The following is a 19,542-nucleotide window of genomic DNA, read 5'->3' as shown; positions in this document are numbered from 1 at the left end:
CGGGCACAAAGAGTGACGCCCCGCCGGAGACCACAGGTCACCGGCGGGGCGTCGCGTCAGTACGAAGGGGACGAATTCCCCCGTTCGGGCGGGTGCGAGGACCCGCCGAACGATCCGTCCGACTGCCTGGGCGGCAGTCCGTCCGACCGTGCGTCAGATACGCACGCCGAACTGGAACGGCATGTTGTTGATCGACTCGTAGCGCACGTTGGTGCCGCTCCGCGGGGCGTGCAGCACCTGGCCGTTGCCCGCGTAGAAGCCGACGTGGTGCAGGTCGCCGTAGAAGATGACCAGGTCGCCCTGCTTGAGCTGGCTCTGCGAGTAGATGCGGGTGCCGGCGTTGGCCTGCGCCTGCGAGGTGCGCGGGATGGAGACGTCGGCCTGCGCGAACGCCCAGGAGGTGAGCCCCGAGCAGTCGAAGGAGTTCGGGCCGGACGCCCCGTAGACGTACGGCTTCCCTATCTGGGACTGCGCGGCGGCGAACGCGGCGGACGCGCGCTGCGAGGCGGGCACGGCCGGGCCGAGGTCGACACGGGCGCTGGCGCGGTTCGCGCGGCTCTCGTCGGCGGCGAGCGCGGCGCGCTCGGCGGCGGTGAGGGAGTTCAGCAGCCGCTGCGCTTCCGCGAGCTTGCCCTGAACCTCCTTCTTCTTCTCGCCGAGCGTCTTGCGGGTCTCGGCCAGGTCGCCGAGCTTGCTCTGGGCCTCCTGGCGCTGCTGCGCGAGGGTGCGCTGCTTGGCCTGGATCTCCTGGATCGCCTCGGTCTGCTTGGCGCCGAGCTGGTCCAGCGCGGAGGCCTTGTCGAGGTAGGTGTCCGGGTCACCGGAGAGGAAGAGCTGCACGGAGGGGTCGATGCCACCGGTGCGGTACTGGGCGCTCGCCACCGAACCCAGGCTGTCCCTCAGGGTGTTGAGCTCGTCCTGCCCGCGGGCGACCTTGTCCTGCAGCGCGTCGATCTGCTCGTCGAGCTTCTCCTGCTGCTCCTTGGCCCCGTTGTACTTCTCGGTGGCCTTCTCCGCCTCTTCGTAGAGCTTGTCGACCTTTTCCTTGACCTCGCTCTTGCTCGGCTTCGGCTCGGCCTGGGCGGTCTGGGCGGTCAGGGCGACGGCCGCTGCGGCGGTCGCGGTGAGCACGGTCACGCGGGTGCGGCTCGGCTGCTTGGGACGACGGTGGGACGCCACGAAGGCGAGCTCCTTCTTCCTCGAGCCGCCTACCGGGCAGTGGGGGGACGCGAATCCCCGGCGTCCGCGCATCGGGTCCCTGGGGGAAATGGGGTCGAACTGCACGAACTCGGCGGTTCCTTCGCTGTCGCCCCGGATGGGCGATCAACCGCGCGAAGGTTCGAGCCCCGACCTTAGTGACCTTCCTGTGATCACTTCAAATCCTCACAGGAAAAATCTTACCCAGGGAGCCCATTCTTTACTCTCATCACACGTGTAGTAATGGAGACTTGACGCAGCGTCCCACCTGCGGAGACCCGAAATCGGGCATATGCCGCCGGAGTTACGAGACGCGCGAAAGCCGCTTCAGCAACAAGGCGGACGCGACCGGCCTGGCCCCCGCCTTCGCGACGCCGTCGGCCACCTCCCGGTCGGTGGAGACGACCACCACGGGCCGGCCGGGCGGCTCCGCCCTCACCAGCTGGCGGATCAGTTCGTCCGCCGTCACACCCGCCTTGGAGAACAGCACCCGCACCCCGCGCGGCGGCGCCAGCAGCACCGGAGCGGCGAGCTCCGCCCCGTCGAACACGCAGGTGATCTCGGCGCCCGTCCGGGCCGCGAGCATCGACAGGCCGCCCAGCAGCCGCAGCCGCTGCTTCTCCAGCGGCATCGTCGGATAGCCGGTCTTCGTGACGTTGTAGCCGTCGACGACGAGATGCGCCTGCGGCAGCGCCAGCAGTTGGTCGAGGAGGGCGGGATCCGTCTCGGAGAGGGCCCGTGCCGCGATGTCCTTGGGCGACATCCGCCCCGGTTCCACGGCGTCCACCGTGTCCGCCGGGTGCATGCCCGCGGGCGGCAGGGCCAGCTCGCGGCGCAGCCCCTGGGCCGCGTCGAGCACCGTGTCCAGGAGCAGCCGCAGTCGCATGTCCTCGACGGAACGACCCTCGCGGGCGGCCCGGCGGCCCGCCTCGACCGCCGACTCGGCCTCCGCCAGGCGTGCCTTGAGCCGCCGGGTCTCGCTCTCGGCGGCCGACACCTGGGCCGCGGCCTGGGCCCGGACACCGTCGATCTCGGCGTCCCGGTGGCGCAGGGCGGCCTCGCCGCGTTTCAGATCGGCCTGGGCGCTGCGCAGCTTGCGGTGCAGCGACTCGTTCTCCTTGCGGGCGCTGTCGAGTTCGGCGCGCAGCCGCTCGGTCTCCGACCTGATCTGGTCGCGGGCCTGGGCCAGTTCCTCGCGCAGCCGGTCCAGCTCGCGCCGCCCGGCCTCGTCGGCCCGCTCGGCGTCGGCCCGCTGCGCCTCCTCGCCGGCGGCGGCGACCATCTTGACCCAGCCGGCGGGACGCAGCACATAGGCGGCCGCCGCCACGTCCGCGGGGTCCGCGGCGGCGGGCGGCGATCCGGACTCGAGCGCCTTGACCAGCTCGGGCTGGGCCTTGCCGAGCCGTTCGCCGATGCGCTGGCGGAAGAGGGGGTCCCCCTCGAGCGCGGCGGCCATCGCGTTCCCGGCGAACTTGGCGCGCCGGGTGGGCGTGAACCGGGCGTACTGCCGGAGCTGGGCGGGCAGTTCGGCGACGGTCAGGCCGCCGAAGGCGTCGGAGACGAGGGCGACGACCCGTCGCCTCACACCTTCCGGCAGCGGGCGGTCGAGCGCCTCGGCGGCGTCACCGGCCGCACCGGCCGGCCCGCCGCCGTTCTCAGGCTGCTCCACGATCCGTCACCCCTACCACCCATGGGGGCCGCTCCGTTCAGGAACCGGCTCCCGGCCTGTCCACCAGCTCGATCTGGTCCACCGCGTTGCACCAGCGGCATCGGACCGACTCGATGGTCTCACTGACGACCTCGCGCTCCTCCACGGTCGGCTCACCCGCCAGGTCCAGATGGACGTACTCGACGACCTTCGACGAGCGTGTGACGTCGAAGCGCGTCAGATTGCCACAGAGCGTGCAGCGCCACCTGGTCTCGGCGGTCGGCGAGGGAACCGTCGTCATCGTGCCGTCCTCTTGTCTCATGCGGGTGCGGTACCGCGGTGCGCCGTCGAACTGCGGATGTACTGCCTGTAACCCTACGGCCTCGCAGGTACCCGATGTCGCGGCGAGGCACTCTGTACCGTTCGGTCCTGCTACGCCATGCTCTGTCCATGATCAGTAGGTGGGGCACGGCCAGGAAAGCGCTCAGGAACGCGGCCTCGGGGCCGACGGTGACATACGGCTTGATCGCGGTCTGTTGCGCGATCTTCCTCATCAGCCCGGTGTCCGGCTTCAACCCCGTGTACGGCCTCGGTGACCGGCTGCTCGTCGCCCAGGCGGGGTACTTCGAGCGCTGGGGCGTGATCCCCGCCGAGCTGACGGCCGGCTCCCCGGACGCCCTGCTCACTCCGCTCACCGCGCTCTTCGTGCACGGCAGTTGGCTGCACCTGCTGGGGAACATGCTGTTCCTGTTCGTCTTCGGCGCCATGGCGGAGGAGCGTATGGGGCAGCTGGAGTTCGTGCTCTTCTACGTCGGGGCCGGATATCTCGCGCTGCTCGCGTTCGCGGTCGTCAACGCCGACTCCGAGCAGACGCTGGTGGGGGCCTCCGGGGCGATCTCCGCCGTCCTCGGGGCGTTCCTCTTCCTCTTCCCGAGGGCGCGGGTGACCAGCCTGTTCCCTTTCCTCTTCTTCCTGCCGCTGCGATTCCCCGCCTGGGCGGTGCTGATCTTCTGGTTCGTCCTTCAGTGGCTGGCGGCCAGGGGCGCCGGCAGCGGGCCGGGCGTCGCGTATCTGGCGCACCTGGTCGGCTTCGGGGCGGGCTTCGTCTACGCGTGGGGCCGCTACGGGCGTGGGACTAGAGTGAACGCATCCGCAGCGACCGAGGGAGAAAGCCAGCCGTGATCACCGCGATCGTGCTCATCAAGACCAGCGTGGACCGCATCCCCGAGATCGCCGAGTCGATCGCCGCGCTGGACAGCGTCAGCGAGGTCTTCTCCGTCACCGGTACCTACGACTTGATCGCCATGGTGCGCGTGGCCAGGCACGACGACCTGGCGGACGTGATCCCCGGCCGGATCAGCAAGATCCCCGGTGTCGAGGGGACCGACACGCATGTCGCCTTCCGCACCTACTCGCAGCACGACCTGGAGGCGGCGTTCGCCATCGGGCTGGACGCGTAGGTCCGGTCCGGCGGCCGGGGCCGTCCGGGCACGGAACCGGCCGGGGCGCACCGTGGGCCGGACCCGGCCGCGACGCACCGGGGCCGTTCATGAAGGAATCCTCATCCGCGCCTCATCCGGGCTTTCCGCCAGGCTCCGAGGATGACCGGTATGGCATTCACCCATCGCATGGCGACCCTCGCCGCCGTCGTCGCCATCCCGCTCGGTATCGCGGCCACCAGCTACGCCCTGACCGACGCCCCGGCAACGCCCCGGGTGCCACCGGCCGTCGAGCTGGACGCGACGCCGCGTCCCGCCTCACCCGCGCCGTCCGCCACCCCCGGCGGCACCCCCTCGGCCGGCGCTTCGGACAGCCCCGGCGGCGCGCCCGCGAGCCCGCGCCCCACCGGCGACGCCGTCGTGCCGGGTCCTGCGGCCACCGACGACGACGATGACGACGACACCGGTGAAGAGAACTGACCGCCGGATCTCCGCGCGGGTCCGCATTCTGCTCTGGCTGCTCCTGATGATGACGGTGGCCCTAGCGGCCGTCGCCACCACCACCCGGTCACTGCTGCTGCGGGACATCGACCACCGGATCAACCAGCTGCTCACCCAGGAGACCCAGGAGTTCGGGAACTTCGTGCCCCAGGGCGTCGACCCGGACACCGGCCGCACCTTCACCGACCCGGAGAAGCTGCTGCGGGTCTTCCTCCAGCGCCAGTACTCCGATCCCGACGAGGAACTGCTCGGACTGACCCGCCCGGCCGGGCAGAGCCTCCACGTCATACGGCAGTCACGCGACATCCGGGCCTCCGTCGCGCTGCACCCCGACCGGACCTCCCTCTCCGCGATCCTGGACTCCAAGGCATCCTCCGGCGTCCTCGAGCGGCCGGCGGGCGAGGTGCGCTGGGCGAAGGTGCCCATCGACTCCGCCCGGCCGGGTCACCCGGCGGCCTTCGTCGTCGCGTTCCACGCCGACGGCGAGCGCTCGATCGCCGACGACGCGTACCGCACGCTGCTCGTGATCTCCGGTGTGGCGCTGCTGCTGACGACCGGCATCGGATGGGTGGTGGCCGGCCGCATCCTGGCACCCGTACGAGTGGTCCGGGCGACCGCCGAGCAGCTGACCGAGCAGGACCTGACCCAGCGGATCCCGGTCCAGGGCCGTGACGACATCGCCGCGCTCGCCGAGACGTTCAACGCCATGCTGGACCGGCTGGAGCGGGCCTTCGCGGGGCAGCGGCAGTTCGTCGACGACGCCGGGCACGAGCTGCGCACCCCGATCACCATCGTGCGCGGCCACCTGGAGGTCATGGGCGACGACCCGGCCGAGCAGCGCGAGACGGTCCGCCTGGTCACCGACGAACTCGACCGGATGAGCCGGATCGTGGAGGACCTGCTGCTGCTGGCCAAGGCCGAGCGGCCGGACTTCATCCGTCCCGAGCCGGTCCAGCTCGGCGAGCTGACCGCCGACGTCTTCGTGAAGGCGCGGGCGCTGGGCGAGCGTGACTGGGTGCTGGACCAGGTCGCGGACCGCGAGGCGGTGCTCGATCCGCAGCGCATCACCCAGGCCATGGTCCAGCTGGCGCAGAACGCGGTGCAGCACACCGTCCCCGGCGCCCGGATACGGATCGGCTCCCGCGCGCTCGAAGGCCGGCTGGAGCTGTACGTCGCCGACAGCGGGCCGGGTGTGCAGGAGCAGGACGCCGGGGTGATCTTCGAGCGCTTCCGGCGCGGCACCGCCCGGCGCGGCGCCCGCACCAGCGGCGCGGGGCTGGGCCTGTCCATCGTCCGCGCCATCGCGGAGGGGCACCGGGGCGGCCGGGTCGAGCTGCGCCGCACCGACGGCGGAGGGGCGACATTCGTACTCGTCATGGAGGACGCGCTGTGAACCGCATTCTGATCGCCGAGGACGAGGAGCGGATCGCCTCCTTCGTCGAGAAGGGGCTGCGCTCCAACGGCTTCACCACCACGGTCGCCGTCGACGGCGACACCGCTCTCGGCCACGCCCTGTCCGGTGGCTTCGACCTGATGCTGCTGGACATCGGTCTGCCCGGCCGCGACGGCTTCACCGTGCTGCGCGAGCTGCGGGAGTCCCGGGTGACGCTGCCCGTGGTCGTGCTGACCGCCCGCGACTCGGTACGGGACACGGTCGCCGGCCTCGAGGGCGGCGCCGACGACTGGATGACCAAGCCGTTCCGCTTCGAGGAGCTGCTGGCGCGGGTACGGCTGAGGCTGCGCACCGCGGCCCGCGCCCCCGAGGTCACGGTCCTGCGCAGCGGCGATCTCAGCCTCGACCTGCGGACCCGGCGGGCGCGCGCGTCGGGGCGGACGGTGGACCTGACGGCACGTGAGTTCGTGCTGCTGGAACTGTTCCTGCGCCATCCCGGTCAGGTGCTGTCCCGGGAGCAGATCCTCTCCCACGTATGGGGCTACGACTTCGACCCCGGCTCCAACATCGTGGACGTCTATGTGCGGGCGCTGCGCAAGAAGCTCGGCGCCGAACGGCTGGAGACGGTACGGGGCATGGGCTACCGAATGCCGTAGAAGCATGCAAAGGGTGTGTCAGCGGATGAACTTTCCTTCATCCGCGGCTCATCGGCGGCTCACGGCGCGCTCCAAGACTGTTCGTCGTGACCCTCCCCATCCGCCAGGCGGTCCGGCTGTGCGCGGCCCTCAGTGTCTGTGCGCTGCTCGCCGTCCCCACCGTCTTCCCGTCGCTGAACGGTGAAGCACGGCTCACGCTCGCCGTGTTCGCCCTCGCCACCTGCGCCTGGATCGCCGCACCCGTCGACGACACCTACGTCGCGCTCGGGGCCGGGCTGGCGCTCACCGCGACCGGCGTCATCAGCGCCGACACCCTCTTCGCCACCCTCGGCGACGAGACGGTCTGGCTGCTGATCTGCGCGTTCGTCCTGGCCGCCGCCGTCGCCAGGACAGGCCTGGCAGGCCGGGCGGCCGCCTTCCTCGTCGGCGGGGCGCGCACCGTACGGCAGTTGGTGCATCTGACGACCGCGGCGCTGGTGGTCACCGCGTTCGCGGTGCCGGCCACGTCCGGCCGGGCCGCGCTGGCCATGCCGGTGTTCCTCGCCCTCGCCAAGGCGCTCGCCGACCGGAGGCGACTGGTGGTGATGCTGGCGCTGCTGTTCCCGACCGTGGTCCTGCTGTCCGCCGTCGCCACCCTCATCGGCGCGGGCGCGCATCTGATCACGGTGAGCGTGCTGTGGGAGCAGACCGGCGAGCGGCTCGGCTTCGTCGAATGGCTGCTGCTGGGCCTGCCGTTGGCAGTGGTCTCCTCGCATCTGGCGGCGGAGACCGTGCTGTTGACGACCACCTCGCGTGCGGAGCGCCGGGGGCCCGTAAGGATCACCCCCGCACTGCTCCAGGAGCACTCCCCCACGGCGGTGACCGGTCCGCTGACCACCGCGGAGACACGGTGCCTGCTGTTGCTGGGCACGGTGGTGGCGCTGTGGTGCAGCGAGCCGCTGCACGGGGTACCGCCGGCGGTGGTCGCCCTGATCGGCGCGGTGGTGGCGGCATCGCCGGCGCTCGGCACGGTGCGGCTGAAGGACGGGCTGCGGACGGTGCCCTGGCCGTTGCTGCTGTTCATGGCCGCGACGACCGCGATGGGGGTGGCGCTGGCCGAGTCGGGGGCGGCCGGATGGCTGGTGGGCGGGCTGCCCGGGGACCTGCCGGCGTGGCTGTTCCTCACCGTGATCGTGGTGGTCAGCACCGCCGCGCATCTCGTGCTCCAGTCCCGTTCCGCCCGCTCGTCCGTGCTGGTGCCGCTGGTGGTGGCCGCCGCCGTCGCCGCCGGGGTCAACCCGGTCGCCGCGGCCCTGGCGTCCACCGCGGCGGCCGGGTTCTGCCACACGCTGCCCGCCTCCGCCAAGCCGGTCACGCTCTTCGCCGACCCGCCGGACGGTGTGCCCACCTTCACCCCGCGCGATCTGCTGCGGCTGTCCGGGCTCCTCGCGCCCCTCAGCGCCGCCGTCGTGCTGATCTTCGCCCTCACCGTCTGGCCGCTGCTCGGCGTGCCCGTCCTTCTGGAGACCCAGCCATGAGCCGTACCCCCATCCGTATCGCCGTCGCACCCAGCGGTTTCAAGGAGTCCCTGACGGCCCGTGAGGCCGCGGAGTCGATCGCGGAGGGGCTGCGCAGGGTCGCGCCCGACGCGGAGATCGACCTCGTCCCGCTGGTCGACGGCGGTGAGGGCACGGCCGAGGCGCTGGCGGCGGCGACGGGCGGCCGGCTGGTGCGCCGCCGGGCCACGGGACCGCTCGGCACTCCGGTACCGGCTCACTTCGCCGTGCTCGGCGACGGCACCGCCGTGGTCGAGATGGCGGCGGTCGCCGGACTGGCCCTGGTGCCGCCGGACCGCCGGGACCCGGGCGCCACCACCACGTACGGCGTGGGTGAGCTGATCCGGTCCGCGCTGGACACCGGTGCCCGGCGGATCCTGGTCGGCTGCGGCGACTCGGGCACTTCCGACGGCGGCGCGGGCGCACTCCAGGCCCTCGGTGTACGGCTCCTGGACGACCAGGGGCACGAGCTGAGGCCGGGAGGAAGGGAGTTGAGGCGTCTCGCGCGGATCGACAGCGCCGGCCTCGACCCCCGTATCTCCGCGGCCGGGATCCTGGTGGCCTGCAACCCGTTCAACGTGCTGTGCGGCGAGCACGGCGTGGCCAGGGTCTTCGGCCCGCAGAAGGGCGCGACCCCGGCGCAGGTCGAGGAGCTCTCGGCCGCGCTGGAGCACTGGGCCGTCCACCTCACCGCCGCCCTGCCTGCCGCCGTCGACCTGCGGACCGCTCCCGGCACGGGCGCGTCGGGCGGGCTCGGCGCGGGGCTGGCCGCGCTCGGCGCCCGGCTGCTGCCCCGCTTCGACGTGCTGCTGGACCATGTCGACCTGGACGCGAGGCTGGCCCGTGCCGACCTGGTGATCACGGCGGAGGGGGCGCTCGACGACCAGACCGTACGCGGGAAGATCCCGGCGGAGGTGGCCCACCGTGCCAGGGCCGCCGGAGTGCCGGTGCTGGCCCTCGCCGGGACGCTCGGCCACGGCGTGCACGAGGTCAGGGCCGCGGGCGTGGACGCCTACGGGTCGATCGTGCCGGCGCCGGTTCCGCTGCCGGAAGCGCTGGACCGGGCCGGCGAGTTCCTCGCCGACGCGGCCGAACGCGCGCTGCGGATGGTGCTGCTGGGCACCAGGCTCGCGGCCTGAGTCAGCCGCGATCGGGCACGCAACGCCCGTCCTCTGTGCGGTACTTCCACTGCGCGCCGTCGCGGACGAGCTCCTTGACGGCCCGCACGAACCTCTCCACGTGCTCGTCGGGGGTACCCGCGCCGAAGCTGACCCGGATGGCGTTGAGCGACCTCTCCCCCGGCCCGGCCTCCGGGGCGCCGCAGTCGCCGACGTCCTGCGGGTCGCTGCCCAGCAGGGTGCGCACCAGCGGGTGGGCGCAGAAGAGTCCGTCACGGACGCCGATGCCGTACTCGGCGGACAGTGCCGCGGCGAAGTGCGAGCTGTTCCAGCCGTCCACCACGAAGGAGAGGACACCGACGCGGGGGGAGTCGTCGCCGAACAGCGACAGCACCCGGACCTCCGGCACCTCCGCGAGACCTTCCCGGACCTTGGCGATCAGGTGCTGCTCGCGGGCGACCAGCCGGTCGAAACCGGCCTCAGTGAGCGCCTTGCAGGCGGCGGCGATCGAGTAGACGCCGATCACGTTGGGCGAGCCTGCCTCGTGCCGTGCCGCGGTGGTGTGCCACTCGACCTCCACCCCGCCGTCGGCGCGCCGTGCGACGGTGCGCGAGGCGCCGCCGCCGGCGAGGTACGGCTCCGCCTCGCGCAGCCAGTCCGCCCGGCCGGCGAGCACACCGGAGCCGAACGGCGCGTAGAGCTTGTGCCCGGAGAAGGCCACCCAGTCGACGTCCAGCTCCTGGACGGACAGCGGGTGGTGGGGCGCGAGCTGGGCCGCGTCGAGCACGATACGGGCGCCGTGCGCGTGGGCCGCCGCGGCGAGTTCCCGCACCGGCCACAGCTCACCGGTCACGTTGGACGCACCCGTCACGCAGACCAGCGCCGGACCGTGGGGGTCTCGGTGGGCGAGCGCGTGCTCCAGCGTCCGTACCGCGTCACCGGGCGTGCGGGGCGCGTCCAGGTACGTCACCCGGGCATCCCTCCACGGCAGCAGCGAGGCGTGGTGCTCGGTCTCGAAGACGAACACCTCGCAGCCGTCGGGCAGCGCGGCGGCCAGCAGGTTCAGCGAGTCGGTCGTGGACCGGGTGAAGACCACCTGGTCGCCGTCGCGGCAGCCGAGGAACTCGTGCACCACGGCCCGGCTGTTCTCGAACAGGTCGGTGGACAGCTGCGACAGGTACCCGGCACCCCGGTGCACGCTTCCGTAGTACGGGGCGTACGCGGCCACGTCGTCCCACACCCGCTGCAGCGCCGGGGCGCTCGCGGCGTAGTCGAGGGCCGCGTAGGTGACTTCGCCGCCGGTGACGAGCGGGACGGTGACGTCCCGGCCGAGGACCGGCAGCGGGGCACAGAGGGACGGGCCGGCGGCGTCGGCGACAGCGGTCTCGGCGGCGTTCGGGTACACGGACATGGCGGTATCTCCCAGCTGGGGGTACCCCCACCGAAGGTAGGGGGAGAAAGGCGAATCGGCTTCAGGACCCGGATACGGGGTCGCCTCGGCACACGGCGACGCCGTGCGGAGGGTGTTGAAGAAGGGGCGCAGACGCCCTATCGCATTCGCTTGCTCACGAGACTGCTCCCTTGAGGACCAGGACCCCAGGGACGCGGCGGTCGATGACGCCGCGGGGGTCCGCGCTTGCCACAGACCTCGCTGCCTGCGGCCTGGTCTTCACCCGGGGCACCCCGCCACGGACGGAGGGTTGCCGGACAGCGGGCCGGGGCCGTAATCGCTGTCACTCATGACCTTGGCCAGCATCCTGCCACACGTCGCGGCGGACGCAAGGGCGCGGTCCACCATCCGGACCGCGCCCAGGGGCCGTCTACGAGTTGCTGGCCTCGACCCAGCGCTCCAGCGCGGCCCTCGCCGCGCCGGAGTCGATCGACCTGGCCGCCCGTGCCACACCGGCCGCCAGCTGCTCGTTCAGCGTGCCGTCGGTCGGCTCCAGGGCCGCCAGCGCCGCCGCCGAGTTGAGCAGCACGGCGTCCCGCACGGGCCCGGTCTCGCCGCCCAGCAGCCGGCGCGCCACATCGGCGTTGTACGAGGCGTCCGCGCCGCGCAGCGCCTCGACCGGGACCAGCTCGATGCCGATGTCCCGCGGGTCGAAGGTCTCCTCGCGCACGGCGCCGTCCCGCACCACCCAGACATGGGAGGTGGAGGTGGTCGTCAGTTCGTCCAGGCCGTCGTCGCCGCGGAAGACCAGTGCGGACGAGCCGCGTTCGGCCAGCACCCCGGCCATGATCGGCGCCATCCGGGCGTCGGCGACGCCGGTCGCCTGGGCGGTGACCTTCGCCGGGTTGGTGAGCGGGCCGAGGAAGTTGAAGACCGTCCGGATGCCCAGCTCCTTGCGCGCCATGGCGACGTGCCGCAGCGCCGGGTGGAACTTCACGGCGAAGCAGAAGGTGATGCCCGCCTCGGCCGCGACCTCTGCCACCCGCTGCGGGGTCAGCTCCAGATTGACGCCGAGCTTCTCCAGGACGTCCGAGGCGCCGCTCGCGGAGGAGGCGGCGCGATTGCCGTGCTTGACCACCTTCGCGCCCGTACCGGCGACGACGATCGCCGACATGGTGGAGATGTTGACGGTCTTGGCGCCGTCGCCGCCGGTGCCGACGATGTCGACACATCCCCCGGGCACCTCGATCAGATTGGCGTGGCGGTACATCGTCCGCACCAGACCGGTGATCTCCTCCACGGTCTCGCCCTTCGCGCGCAGGGCGACCGCGAAGCCGGCGATCTGCGCGTCGGTGGCCTCGCCGCTGAGGATCCGGTCCATGGCCCACGCCGTCGCGTCCGCGCTCTGGTCGCGGTTCTCGAGCAGGGCGTTCAGCACGCTCGGCCAGGAGTGGGCCGCCACGCTGTCGCCGCCTACTGGGGTCACAACGTTCATGGTCCGCTCCAGGGTCCACAAGCCGACAGGGATGGATCCCACCCTATCCAGCCCCGGGCACGGCGAAGGGCCCCGTCCATCGAGTGGACGGGGCCCTTCGCTGTGGCGACGTGTCTGCCGGACGTGTCCGTCGGGCGATCAGTGGTGGCCGTGGCCGCTCGTGATCTCCTTGTACTCGTCCGCGGTGGGCTTGTCGATCTGGTTGTGCTCGCCGTAGTAGCTCTTGCTGAGCCTGGCGCGCAGCTTCTCGGTGAGCTTCACCTTGCGGCGGACGCCGTTCTCGTCCACGGTCGGGCCGATCTCCGCGGGCTTGTACTGCTCGTGCGCGGTGAGCTTGTACAGGTCGCCCTGCGCCAGCGGCTCGTGCACCTCGACGAACTCACCGTGCGGCAGGCGCTTGATGATGCCGGACTCGCGTCCGTGCAGCACCTTGTCCTTGTCGCGCCGCTGCAGACCCAGGCAGATCCGCTTGGTGATGATGAACGCGAGGACCGGTCCGACGAAGTACGTGATGCGCACGAACCAGGTGATCGCGTTGATCGACAGGTTGAAGTGCGTCGCGAAGATGTCGTTTCCGCCACCGAGCAGCATGATCACGTAACCGGTCACCCAGGCCACGCCCAGCGCGGTACGCGTCGGAGCGTTGCGCGGCCGGTCCAGGATGTGGTGCTCACGCTTGTCGCCGGTGATCCACGACTCGATGAACGGGTACACCGCGAGCACCGCGAGAACGAGACCGAAGAGGACCAGCGGGATGAACACGCCGAGGACCAGGGTGTGGCCCCACAGGTTGATCTCCCAGCCCGGCATCACTCGGACCAGACCCTCGGCGAAGCCCATGTACCAGTCGGGCTGGGCGCCGGTGGACACATGGTCCGGGCGGTACGGGCCGAGCGCCCACACCGGGTTGATCGTGAACATGCCCGCGATCAGTGCGATGACACCGAAGACCAGGAAGAAGAAGCCTCCGGCCTTGGCCATGTACACCGGCAGCAGCGGCATGCCGACGACGTTCTTGTTCGTACGGCCGGGGCCCGCGAACTGGGTGTGCTTGTGGTAGAAGACCAGGATCAGGTGGGCCACCACGAGACCGAGCATGATGCCCGGCAGCAGCAGGATGTGGATCGAGTAGAACCGCGCCACCATGTCGTGGCCGGGGAACTCGCCGCCGAACAGGAACATCGACAGGTAGGTGCCGACGATCGGCGTCGCCAGGATCGCGCCCTGCGTGAAGCGGACACCGGTGCCGGAGAGCAGGTCGTCCGGGAGCGAGTAACCGGTGAACCCGGTGAACATGCCGAGGACGAACAGCAGGAAGCCGAACAGCCAGTTGATCTCACGCGGCTTGCGGAACGCGCCCGTGAAGAACACGCGCATCATGTGCACGAACATCGCGGCGAGGAAGATCAGCGCGGCCCAGTGGTGGATCTGCCGGATCAGCAGACCACCGCGGACGTCGAAGCTGATGTCCAGGGTCGAGGCGTACGCCTCGGTCATCCGGATGCCCTGCATCGGCACGTACGAGCCGTGGTACTCGATCTCGTTCATGCTCGGGTGGAAGAACAGCGTCAGGTACACACCCGTGAGGATGATGATGATGAAGCTGTAGAGCGCGATCTCACCGAGCATGAAGGACCAGTGGTCCGGGAAGATCTTGCGCATGTTGGCCTTGGCCAACGAGTAGATCCCGAGCCTGCCGTCCGCCCAGTCGGCCACCCGCTCGCCGGCGGGCGCCTTCTTCTTCGTATCCGTTGCAGTGCTCATCCGCGCTCCCAGAAGGCAGGACCGACGGGCTCTTCGAAGTCGCCGAGCGCCTCGAGGTTGCCCTCGGCGTTCACGCCGATCCGCAGCTGCGGAAGCGGGTGACCGGCCGGACCGAAGATGACGCGGGCGCCGTCGGAGAGGTCGAAGGTGGACTGGTGGCACGGGCAGAGGACGTGGTGCGTCTGCTGCTCGTACAGGCTGATCGGGCAACCGACGTGCGTGCAGATCTTCGAGTAGGCCACGATGCCGTCGTGGGACCACTCGAGCTCACGCTTGTCCTTGATGTCCTCCGGCTGGAGCCGGACGATCATCACGGCCGCCTTGGCGATCTCGGTGTTGAAGTTGTGGTCGCTCTCCTTCAGGCCCTCGGGCATGACGAAGGTCAGCGAACCCACCGCGACGTCCTCGGGACGCAGCGGCTCGTTGGTGTTCATGTTGATGAGCTGCTTGCCCTTGGCCCACAGCGTCTTGCGGAGCTTGTCCTCGGGCAGCGGGCCGAGCTCGCGCAGCAGGACCACACCGGAGAGCGGCACCATGGCCAGCGCGCCGAACATGGTGTTGCGGATCAGCTTGCGCCGTCCGATCGCGGACTCCCGGGCACCGTCCGCGAAGTCGGCCAGGACCTTGGCCTTGACCTCGGGCTCGGCCTCGATCGCGTGCCGGTCGTCGGCGACCTCCACGTCGGACATCAGGGTGCGCGCCCAGTGGACGGCGCCCGCGCCGATGCAGAAGAGCGCGAGGCCCAGCGTCACACCCAGCGAGAAGTTCAGCGCGCTGATGTGCCCGAACGGCCAGATGTAGACGATCTTGTCGACCGGGAAGATCACGAACGCGGCGATGAAGCCGATCGTGGCCAGCATCGACAGCGTGAACATGAAGGCAACGGCGCGCTCGGAGCGCTTGGCGGCCCGCTCGTCGATGTCCTGGATGCGCGGCTTGTGGGCCGGCAGTCCAGGATCGGCGAACGGATCGTCGTGTCGCTGTGCGACGGCGGTGGTGCCACCGTGGGCCGCGTCGTGCGCGGCGCCCTGCTCTGCGGGCAGGTTCTCTTCTGGAATGTCTTGGCTACTCATGACTTCTTGGCCTTAGCGGTGTGGGCCGCGACCCAGATGGCAACAGCGATCAGCGAACCGAGACCGAAGATCCAGCCGAACAGGCCCTCGGCGACCGGACCCAGGCCACCGAGCGCGAATCCGCCGGGGGTCGGCGTCTCCTCGCCGTTCACGGTCTTGACGTACGCGATGATGTCCCGCTTCTGCTGCTCGGGCATCGTCGTGTCGGGGAAGGACGGCATGTTCTGCGGGCCGGTCTGCATGGCCTCGTAGAGGTGCTTTGGGCTGACGCCCTCCAGACTCGGGGCGTACTTGCCCTCGGTCAGCGCGCCGCCCTCACCGGTGAAGTTGTGGCACTGGGCGCAGTTGTTGCGGAACAGCTCGCCACCCTTGGCGATGTCCGCGCCCTCCGGGCTGTACTGCTTCTCGGTCGGCGTGATCGGACCGGCGCCCAGGGAGGCGACGTAGGCCGCGAGCTGGTCGATCTCGGCCTGCGTGTAGATGTTCTTCTTCTTCGGCACCTGCGCGCCGGGCTGCTGGGCGGGCATGCGCCCCGTGCCGACCTGGAAGTCGACGGCGGCGGAGCCGACACCGACCAGGGACGGGCCGTCTGAGGTGCCCTGACCGCCGGTTCCGTGGCAGCTTGCGCAGCCGACGGTGTAGAGCTTCTGCCCCTCCTTGATGGCGAGGGACTGGGCGGTTGTGTCGGCCTGCGCCTTGTCCGCGGGTGCGAACGCGGCGTACAGCCCCCCAGTGGCCGCCAGCGCGAGGAGTAGGACGACGACCGCCGCCAGCGGATGGCGTCGTCGTGCGGAGAGCTTTTTCACGGATTACCCCGGTGTCAGGATCTTCTGCGTCGATGCTTCTGGACTGTGTCTGCTTCAGGCGGTGTCCGCTCGGGGACGAACCGCCCGCGCCGATTACTTGATCATGTAGATCGTGGCGAAGAGGCCGATCCAGACGACATCGACGAAGTGCCAGTAGTAGGACACGACGATGGCGGCGGTTGCCTGCTCATGGGTGAATCTCCTGGCCGCGTAGGTCCTTCCCAGGACCAGCAGGAAGGCGATGAGACCGCCCGTCACGTGCAGGCCGTGGAAACCGGTGGTCAGGTAGAACACCGAGCCGTACGGGTCCGACGAGAGGGAGAGCCCCTCGTGCTTGACCAGCTCGGTGTACTCGAAGACCTGACCGCCGATGAAGATGGCACCCATCACGAATGTGATCACGAACCAGGTGCGGAGCTTCTTCACGTCGCCCCGCTCAGCGGCGAACACGCCGAGCTGGCAGGTGAGTGAAGAGAGCACCAGGATCGTGGTGTTGGTCGCCGAGAACGGGAAGTTCAGCGCATCGGCTTTCTCTGCCCAGAAGTCGGCACCCGTCACCGATCGCAGGGTGAAGTACATCGCGAAGAGGGCCGCGAAGAACATCAGCTCGGAACTCAGCCAGATGATGGTTCCGACGCTGGTGAGGTTCGGTCGATTGACCGACGGGTGCGCGTGCCCGGTTTCTACTGTCGTTGCTGTCGCCACGACCGACATTATGTCGGTCGCTTATCCCGCCCTCACTCCGGGGGGTGCCGTTCGGAGTGTTCCCACTCCCCGCGGGGCGTTCAGGGGGAGCCGAACGGCCCATCGAAGGCGTGTCCGAACCGCTGTTGACAGGCAGTGGGACGGAGTAGCATCCGCCGCAACAAGCCTGATCGAACGAGTGCGGAGGAACCATGCAGTCGAGCGCCACGGTCCTGGTCTACAGCGACGACTCCAACACCCGCGAGCAGGTCAGGCTGGCGGCGGGGCGCAGGCCGGCCCCCGACGTTCCGCCGGTGCGGTTCGTGGAGTGCGCGACCCTGCCCGCCGTCCTCAAGGCCCTTGACGAGGGCGGGATCGACGTCTGCGTCCTGGACGGCGAGACCGTCCCGGCGGGCGGTATGGGCGTGTGCCGGCAGATCAAGGACGAGATCTTCGAATGCCCGCCGGTGCTGCTGCTGATCGGCCGCCCGCAGGACGCCTGGCTGGCCACCTGGAGCCGTGCGGAGGCCGCGGTGACGCTGCCGGTGGACCCGGTGGAGTTCGCCGCCTCACTGGCGGCCCTGCTGCGCAGCAGGCTCTCCATCGAGGCCTGAGGCCCCGGGAGGGGCCGGTCAGACCCGGGGGCGCAGGCGGGCGGAGACTTCGGTGACGTTGCCGGCCGCCGCGTCGGAGCCGGCGACCAGGGCGCTGCCCTTGAGCCACTTGTCCCAGGACAGGTTCCAGTCCCCGAAGCCGTTACCGAACGTGTCCATCATGTCACCGTAGCTATTTATGACCTTGACGATGTCACCCTCACGAACGGTCTTGTAGAACCATTCGGCGTTCTCCATGGACATCCCGGTACAGCCGTGGCTGACGTTCGCCGAGCCCTGTGAACCGACCGACCAGGGCGCCGCGTGGACGTATTCGCCGCTCCAGGTCACCCGGGTCGCGTAGTAGACGGGCAGGTCGTAGGACTCGGAGCTGCCTTCGGCGATGCCGATGCTGGTGCTGCGCATCCGTACGAAGTACTCCTTGCCCAGCACGACCTTGATGCCGTTGCGCGTGTCGAAGCCCGGCTTGCCGGTGGTGACCGGCATGGTCTTGATCACTTCTCCGTCGCGCATCACCGTCATGGTGTGCGACCCGGCGTCGGTGACGGCTTCGAGGCGGTCGCCGATGGTGATCTTCAGCGGCTTCGAGCGGCCGCCGTAGAGCTTGCCCGCGACCTTGACGCCCTGGAGGTTGCTGGTGGCGTTCACGACGGCACCCGCGGGCCAGTAGTCCCTCGGGCGGTAGTGCAGGGTCTTGTCGTCGACCCAGTGCCAGGAACCCTCGACGGCGGGCTTCGAGCTTATCTTCAGGGCGCGTTCGACGACCGCCCTGCCCTTGCCGTCGGCGACGGCGAGGCTGAGCTTGGCCGTGATGGGCTGCCCCACGCCGTACGTGCCGGCCTTGGGGCCGAACTCGGCGGTGAGGAACCGCTTGGCGGGCGCCGTCTCGAAGAGCATCGTGCGCAGCCCCGGAGCGCCCTCGTCGTCCTCGGTGGAGACCCGGACGGTGTACTTCGCGCCGGCGGCGAGCGGGGCCGTGGAGCGCCAGCGGACGCCGTCCGCGGCGAGTTCGCCGGCGAGGTAGTGGCCCGCTTCGTCCATGACGGTGACGTCCGTGATCCGGCCGCCCTCGCCCTTGGACGTGACTTCCAGGGGCTTCTCGGGGTCCACCTTCGAGTCTGACCCGGTGTTGAAGCTCACCTGCCGCGCCGCGTCGTACGGCGCTGCGGACAGGGGGTGCCGGTCCGGTTCGCCACACGCGGTAGCGACCACACCGAGGGAGACGACCAGCGCGATGCCGCTGACGGCACGGATACGAGGCGTGTGGTTCATGAGCACACGCTATGAAGGTTCGTCAGCCGCGGCGCGCCGGATGACTCCAAAAGAGTGGGCCCGGATCACCTCACTGGAGTGAGGTGATCCGGGCCCGTGCCGTGTTTCTCAGGCGTTGTTACTGGTTCTGGCCCTCACCGCGGTAGTACTCGAACACCCAGCCGAAGAGACCGACCAGGATCAGCGGCAGCGAGAAGTACAGCAGCCACCAGCCGAGCGCCACGCCCAGGAAGGCGAGCGCGCCGCCGATGCCCAGGGAGAGCGGCTGCCAGCTGTGCGGGGAGAAGAACCCCACCTCGCCGGCCTCGTCGGCCACGTCGGCTTCCTTGTTGTCCTGGGCCATGGCGTCCACCCGCCGGGCCGTGAAGGCCAGGTAGTAGCCGATCATGACGCTCAGGCCGAAGGCCAGGAAGAGCGCGGTGGTACCGGCAGGCTCCTTCGACCAGACGCCGTACAGGATGGCGACGGCCAGGATGAAGACGCTCAGCCAGAGGAACATCTTGCCCTGGATCTTCACTTGCTCTCCTCCTTGCCGACGGCCGCCACCGGGGCACCGTGGCCGCTGTCCTCGAGCTGGTCGAGAGCCGCGATCTCCGGGTGGTGCAGGTCGAACGCGGGCGATTCACTGCGGATGCGCGGCAGGGTGAGGAAGTTGTGCCGCGGCGGCGGGCAGGAGGTCGCCCACTCGAGCGAACGGCCGTAGCCCCACGGGTCGTCGACCTCGACCTTCTTGCCGTACTTCGCCGTCTTCCAGACGTTGTACATGAAGGGGAGCATCGACAGGCCCAGCACGAACGACGCGATCGTCGAGATCGTGTTCAGGGCGGTGAAGCCGTCGGCGGCGAGGTAGTCCGCGTACCGACGGGGCATGCCCTCGGCTCCCAGCCAGTGCTGCACCAGGAACGTGCCGTGGAAGCCGATGAACAGCGTCCAGAACGTGATCTTGCCGAGCCGCTC

At 70.2% G+C, this 19,542-nt stretch carries 19 protein-coding genes, 1 pseudogene and 1 riboswitch; of the genes and pseudogenes, 8 read left to right on the top strand and 12 right to left on the bottom strand.

Annotation, left to right across the window (positions count from 1 at the left end; translation table 11 throughout):
• Window positions 1-153: 153 nt before the first annotated feature.
• From ACTMTU_RS16645 to ACTMTU_RS16635, 3 genes are all read right to left on the bottom strand, one after another.
• Window positions 154-1,179 carry an NlpC/P60 family protein gene (locus tag ACTMTU_RS16645; protein WP_441264257.1) on the bottom strand — a complete coding sequence of 342 codons (1,026 nt, stop codon included), beginning with the start codon at window positions 1,177-1,179 and terminating at the stop codon, window positions 154-156.
• A gap of 322 nt (window positions 1,180-1,501) precedes the next feature.
• The gene (locus ACTMTU_RS16640; RefSeq protein WP_441264256.1) at window positions 1,502-2,866 is read right to left on the bottom strand and encodes an NYN domain-containing protein; all 1,365 of its coding nucleotides are present in this window, start codon (window positions 2,864-2,866) and stop codon (window positions 1,502-1,504) included.
• 37 nt (window positions 2,867-2,903) lie between these two features.
• On the bottom strand, window positions 2,904-3,146 hold the full coding sequence (locus tag ACTMTU_RS16635) for a hypothetical protein (RefSeq protein ID WP_159695250.1): 243 nt from the start codon (window positions 3,144-3,146) through the stop codon (window positions 2,904-2,906).
• 149 nt (window positions 3,147-3,295) lie between these two features.
• Between ACTMTU_RS16635 and ACTMTU_RS16630 the strand changes: the two genes are divergently transcribed.
• The 7 genes and pseudogenes from ACTMTU_RS16630 to ACTMTU_RS16600 form a co-directional block, all read left to right on the top strand.
• Window positions 3,296-4,027: a rhomboid family intramembrane serine protease gene (locus tag ACTMTU_RS16630; RefSeq protein WP_441264255.1), complete on the top strand. Its 732-nt coding sequence runs from the start codon at window positions 3,296-3,298 to the stop codon at window positions 4,025-4,027.
• A complete protein-coding gene (locus tag ACTMTU_RS16625) occupies window positions 4,024-4,305 on the top strand; it encodes an Lrp/AsnC family transcriptional regulator (protein WP_065488891.1) in 282 nt (93 codons plus the stop codon). The genes ACTMTU_RS16630 and ACTMTU_RS16625 overlap by 4 nt, the downstream gene beginning before the upstream one ends.
• Before the next feature lie 150 nt (window positions 4,306-4,455).
• Window positions 4,456-4,764 carry a small hydrophilic protein gene (locus tag ACTMTU_RS16620; protein ID WP_441264254.1) on the top strand — a complete coding sequence of 103 codons (309 nt, stop codon included), beginning with the start codon at window positions 4,456-4,458 and terminating at the stop codon, window positions 4,762-4,764.
• Entirely contained in the window at window positions 4,736-6,178 is a 1,443-nt protein-coding gene (locus ACTMTU_RS16615; RefSeq protein ID WP_441264253.1) for an ATP-binding protein, read from the top strand. The genes ACTMTU_RS16620 and ACTMTU_RS16615 overlap by 29 nt, the downstream gene beginning before the upstream one ends.
• The gene (locus ACTMTU_RS16610; RefSeq protein WP_441264252.1) at window positions 6,175-6,834 is read left to right on the top strand and encodes a response regulator transcription factor; all 660 of its coding nucleotides are present in this window, start codon (window positions 6,175-6,177) and stop codon (window positions 6,832-6,834) included. The genes ACTMTU_RS16615 and ACTMTU_RS16610 overlap by 4 nt, the downstream gene beginning before the upstream one ends.
• A gap of 86 nt (window positions 6,835-6,920) precedes the next feature.
• Window positions 6,921-8,351 carry an SLC13 family permease gene (locus ACTMTU_RS16605; RefSeq protein WP_441264251.1) on the top strand — a complete coding sequence of 477 codons (1,431 nt, stop codon included), beginning with the start codon at window positions 6,921-6,923 and terminating at the stop codon, window positions 8,349-8,351.
• A pseudogene (locus ACTMTU_RS16600) lies at window positions 8,348-9,549 on the top strand (glycerate kinase family protein); the annotation flags it as partial. The gene ACTMTU_RS16605 and the pseudogene ACTMTU_RS16600, both read left to right, overlap by 4 nt.
• On the opposite strand, the gene ACTMTU_RS16595 reads toward ACTMTU_RS16600, so the two are convergent.
• The 6 genes from ACTMTU_RS16595 to ctaE all read right to left on the bottom strand — a co-directional run bounded on the left by ACTMTU_RS16595 (window position 9,510) and on the right by ctaE (window position 16,729).
• The gene (locus ACTMTU_RS16595; RefSeq protein ID WP_441264250.1) at window positions 9,510-10,898 is read right to left on the bottom strand and encodes an aminotransferase class V-fold PLP-dependent enzyme; all 1,389 of its coding nucleotides are present in this window, start codon (window positions 10,896-10,898) and stop codon (window positions 9,510-9,512) included. The pseudogene ACTMTU_RS16600 and the gene ACTMTU_RS16595 sit on opposite strands and share 40 nt — an antisense overlap.
• Before the next feature lie 216 nt (window positions 10,899-11,114).
• Window positions 11,115-11,232: riboswitch (SAM riboswitch) on the bottom strand.
• A gap of 75 nt (window positions 11,233-11,307) precedes the next feature.
• Window positions 11,308-12,372, bottom strand: coding sequence for an anthranilate phosphoribosyltransferase (trpD, locus tag ACTMTU_RS16590; protein ID WP_441264249.1), 1,065 nt, complete (start codon window positions 12,370-12,372; stop codon window positions 11,308-11,310).
• 138 nt (window positions 12,373-12,510) lie between these two features.
• A complete protein-coding gene (qcrB, locus tag ACTMTU_RS16585) occupies window positions 12,511-14,136 on the bottom strand; it encodes a cytochrome bc1 complex cytochrome b subunit (RefSeq protein ID WP_307705949.1) in 1,626 nt (541 codons plus the stop codon).
• A complete protein-coding gene (qcrA, locus tag ACTMTU_RS16580; RefSeq protein ID WP_441264248.1) occupies window positions 14,133-15,209 on the bottom strand; it encodes a cytochrome bc1 complex Rieske iron-sulfur subunit in 1,077 nt (358 codons plus the stop codon). The genes qcrB and qcrA overlap by 4 nt, the downstream gene beginning before the upstream one ends.
• The gene (gene qcrC / locus ACTMTU_RS16575; protein ID WP_441264247.1) at window positions 15,206-16,015 is read right to left on the bottom strand and encodes a cytochrome bc1 complex diheme cytochrome c subunit; all 810 of its coding nucleotides are present in this window, start codon (window positions 16,013-16,015) and stop codon (window positions 15,206-15,208) included. The genes qcrA and qcrC overlap by 4 nt, the downstream gene beginning before the upstream one ends.
• A 93-nt stretch (window positions 16,016-16,108) precedes the next feature.
• Window positions 16,109-16,729 (bottom strand): aa3-type cytochrome oxidase subunit III, encoded by a 621-nt coding sequence (ctaE, locus tag ACTMTU_RS16570; RefSeq protein WP_307705952.1) that lies wholly within the window; start codon window positions 16,727-16,729, stop codon window positions 16,109-16,111.
• A gap of 182 nt (window positions 16,730-16,911) precedes the next feature.
• On the opposite strand from ctaE, the gene ACTMTU_RS16565 reads away from it, so the two are divergent.
• Entirely contained in the window at window positions 16,912-17,313 is a 402-nt protein-coding gene (locus ACTMTU_RS16565; RefSeq protein WP_360046378.1) for a hypothetical protein, read from the top strand.
• An 18-nt stretch (window positions 17,314-17,331) separates the two neighbouring features.
• Here ACTMTU_RS16565 and ACTMTU_RS16560 read toward each other — a convergent pair whose 3' ends face one another.
• The 3 genes from ACTMTU_RS16560 to ACTMTU_RS16550 all read right to left on the bottom strand — a co-directional run.
• Window positions 17,332-18,585 (bottom strand): Ig-like domain-containing protein, encoded by a 1,254-nt coding sequence (locus tag ACTMTU_RS16560; RefSeq protein ID WP_441264246.1) that lies wholly within the window; start codon window positions 18,583-18,585, stop codon window positions 17,332-17,334.
• 118 nt (window positions 18,586-18,703) lie between these two features.
• Entirely contained in the window at window positions 18,704-19,102 is a 399-nt protein-coding gene (locus ACTMTU_RS16555) for a cytochrome c oxidase subunit 4 (RefSeq protein ID WP_441264245.1), read from the bottom strand.
• Window positions 19,099-19,542, bottom strand: a 444-nt coding sequence (locus tag ACTMTU_RS16550; RefSeq protein WP_441264244.1) for a cbb3-type cytochrome c oxidase subunit I, incomplete at its 5' end; no start/stop codon positions are given. The genes ACTMTU_RS16550 and ACTMTU_RS16555, both read right to left, overlap by 4 nt.

Origin of the sequence: Streptomyces sp. OZ13 (genome assembly GCF_052068155.1) — a bacterium.
In the GTDB taxonomy this organism is placed as follows: Bacteria; Actinomycetota; Actinomycetes; order Streptomycetales; family Streptomycetaceae; genus Streptomyces.
The sequence above is the reverse complement of the archived record's forward strand: the minus strand, read 5'-3'. Positions and strand labels throughout refer to the sequence as shown.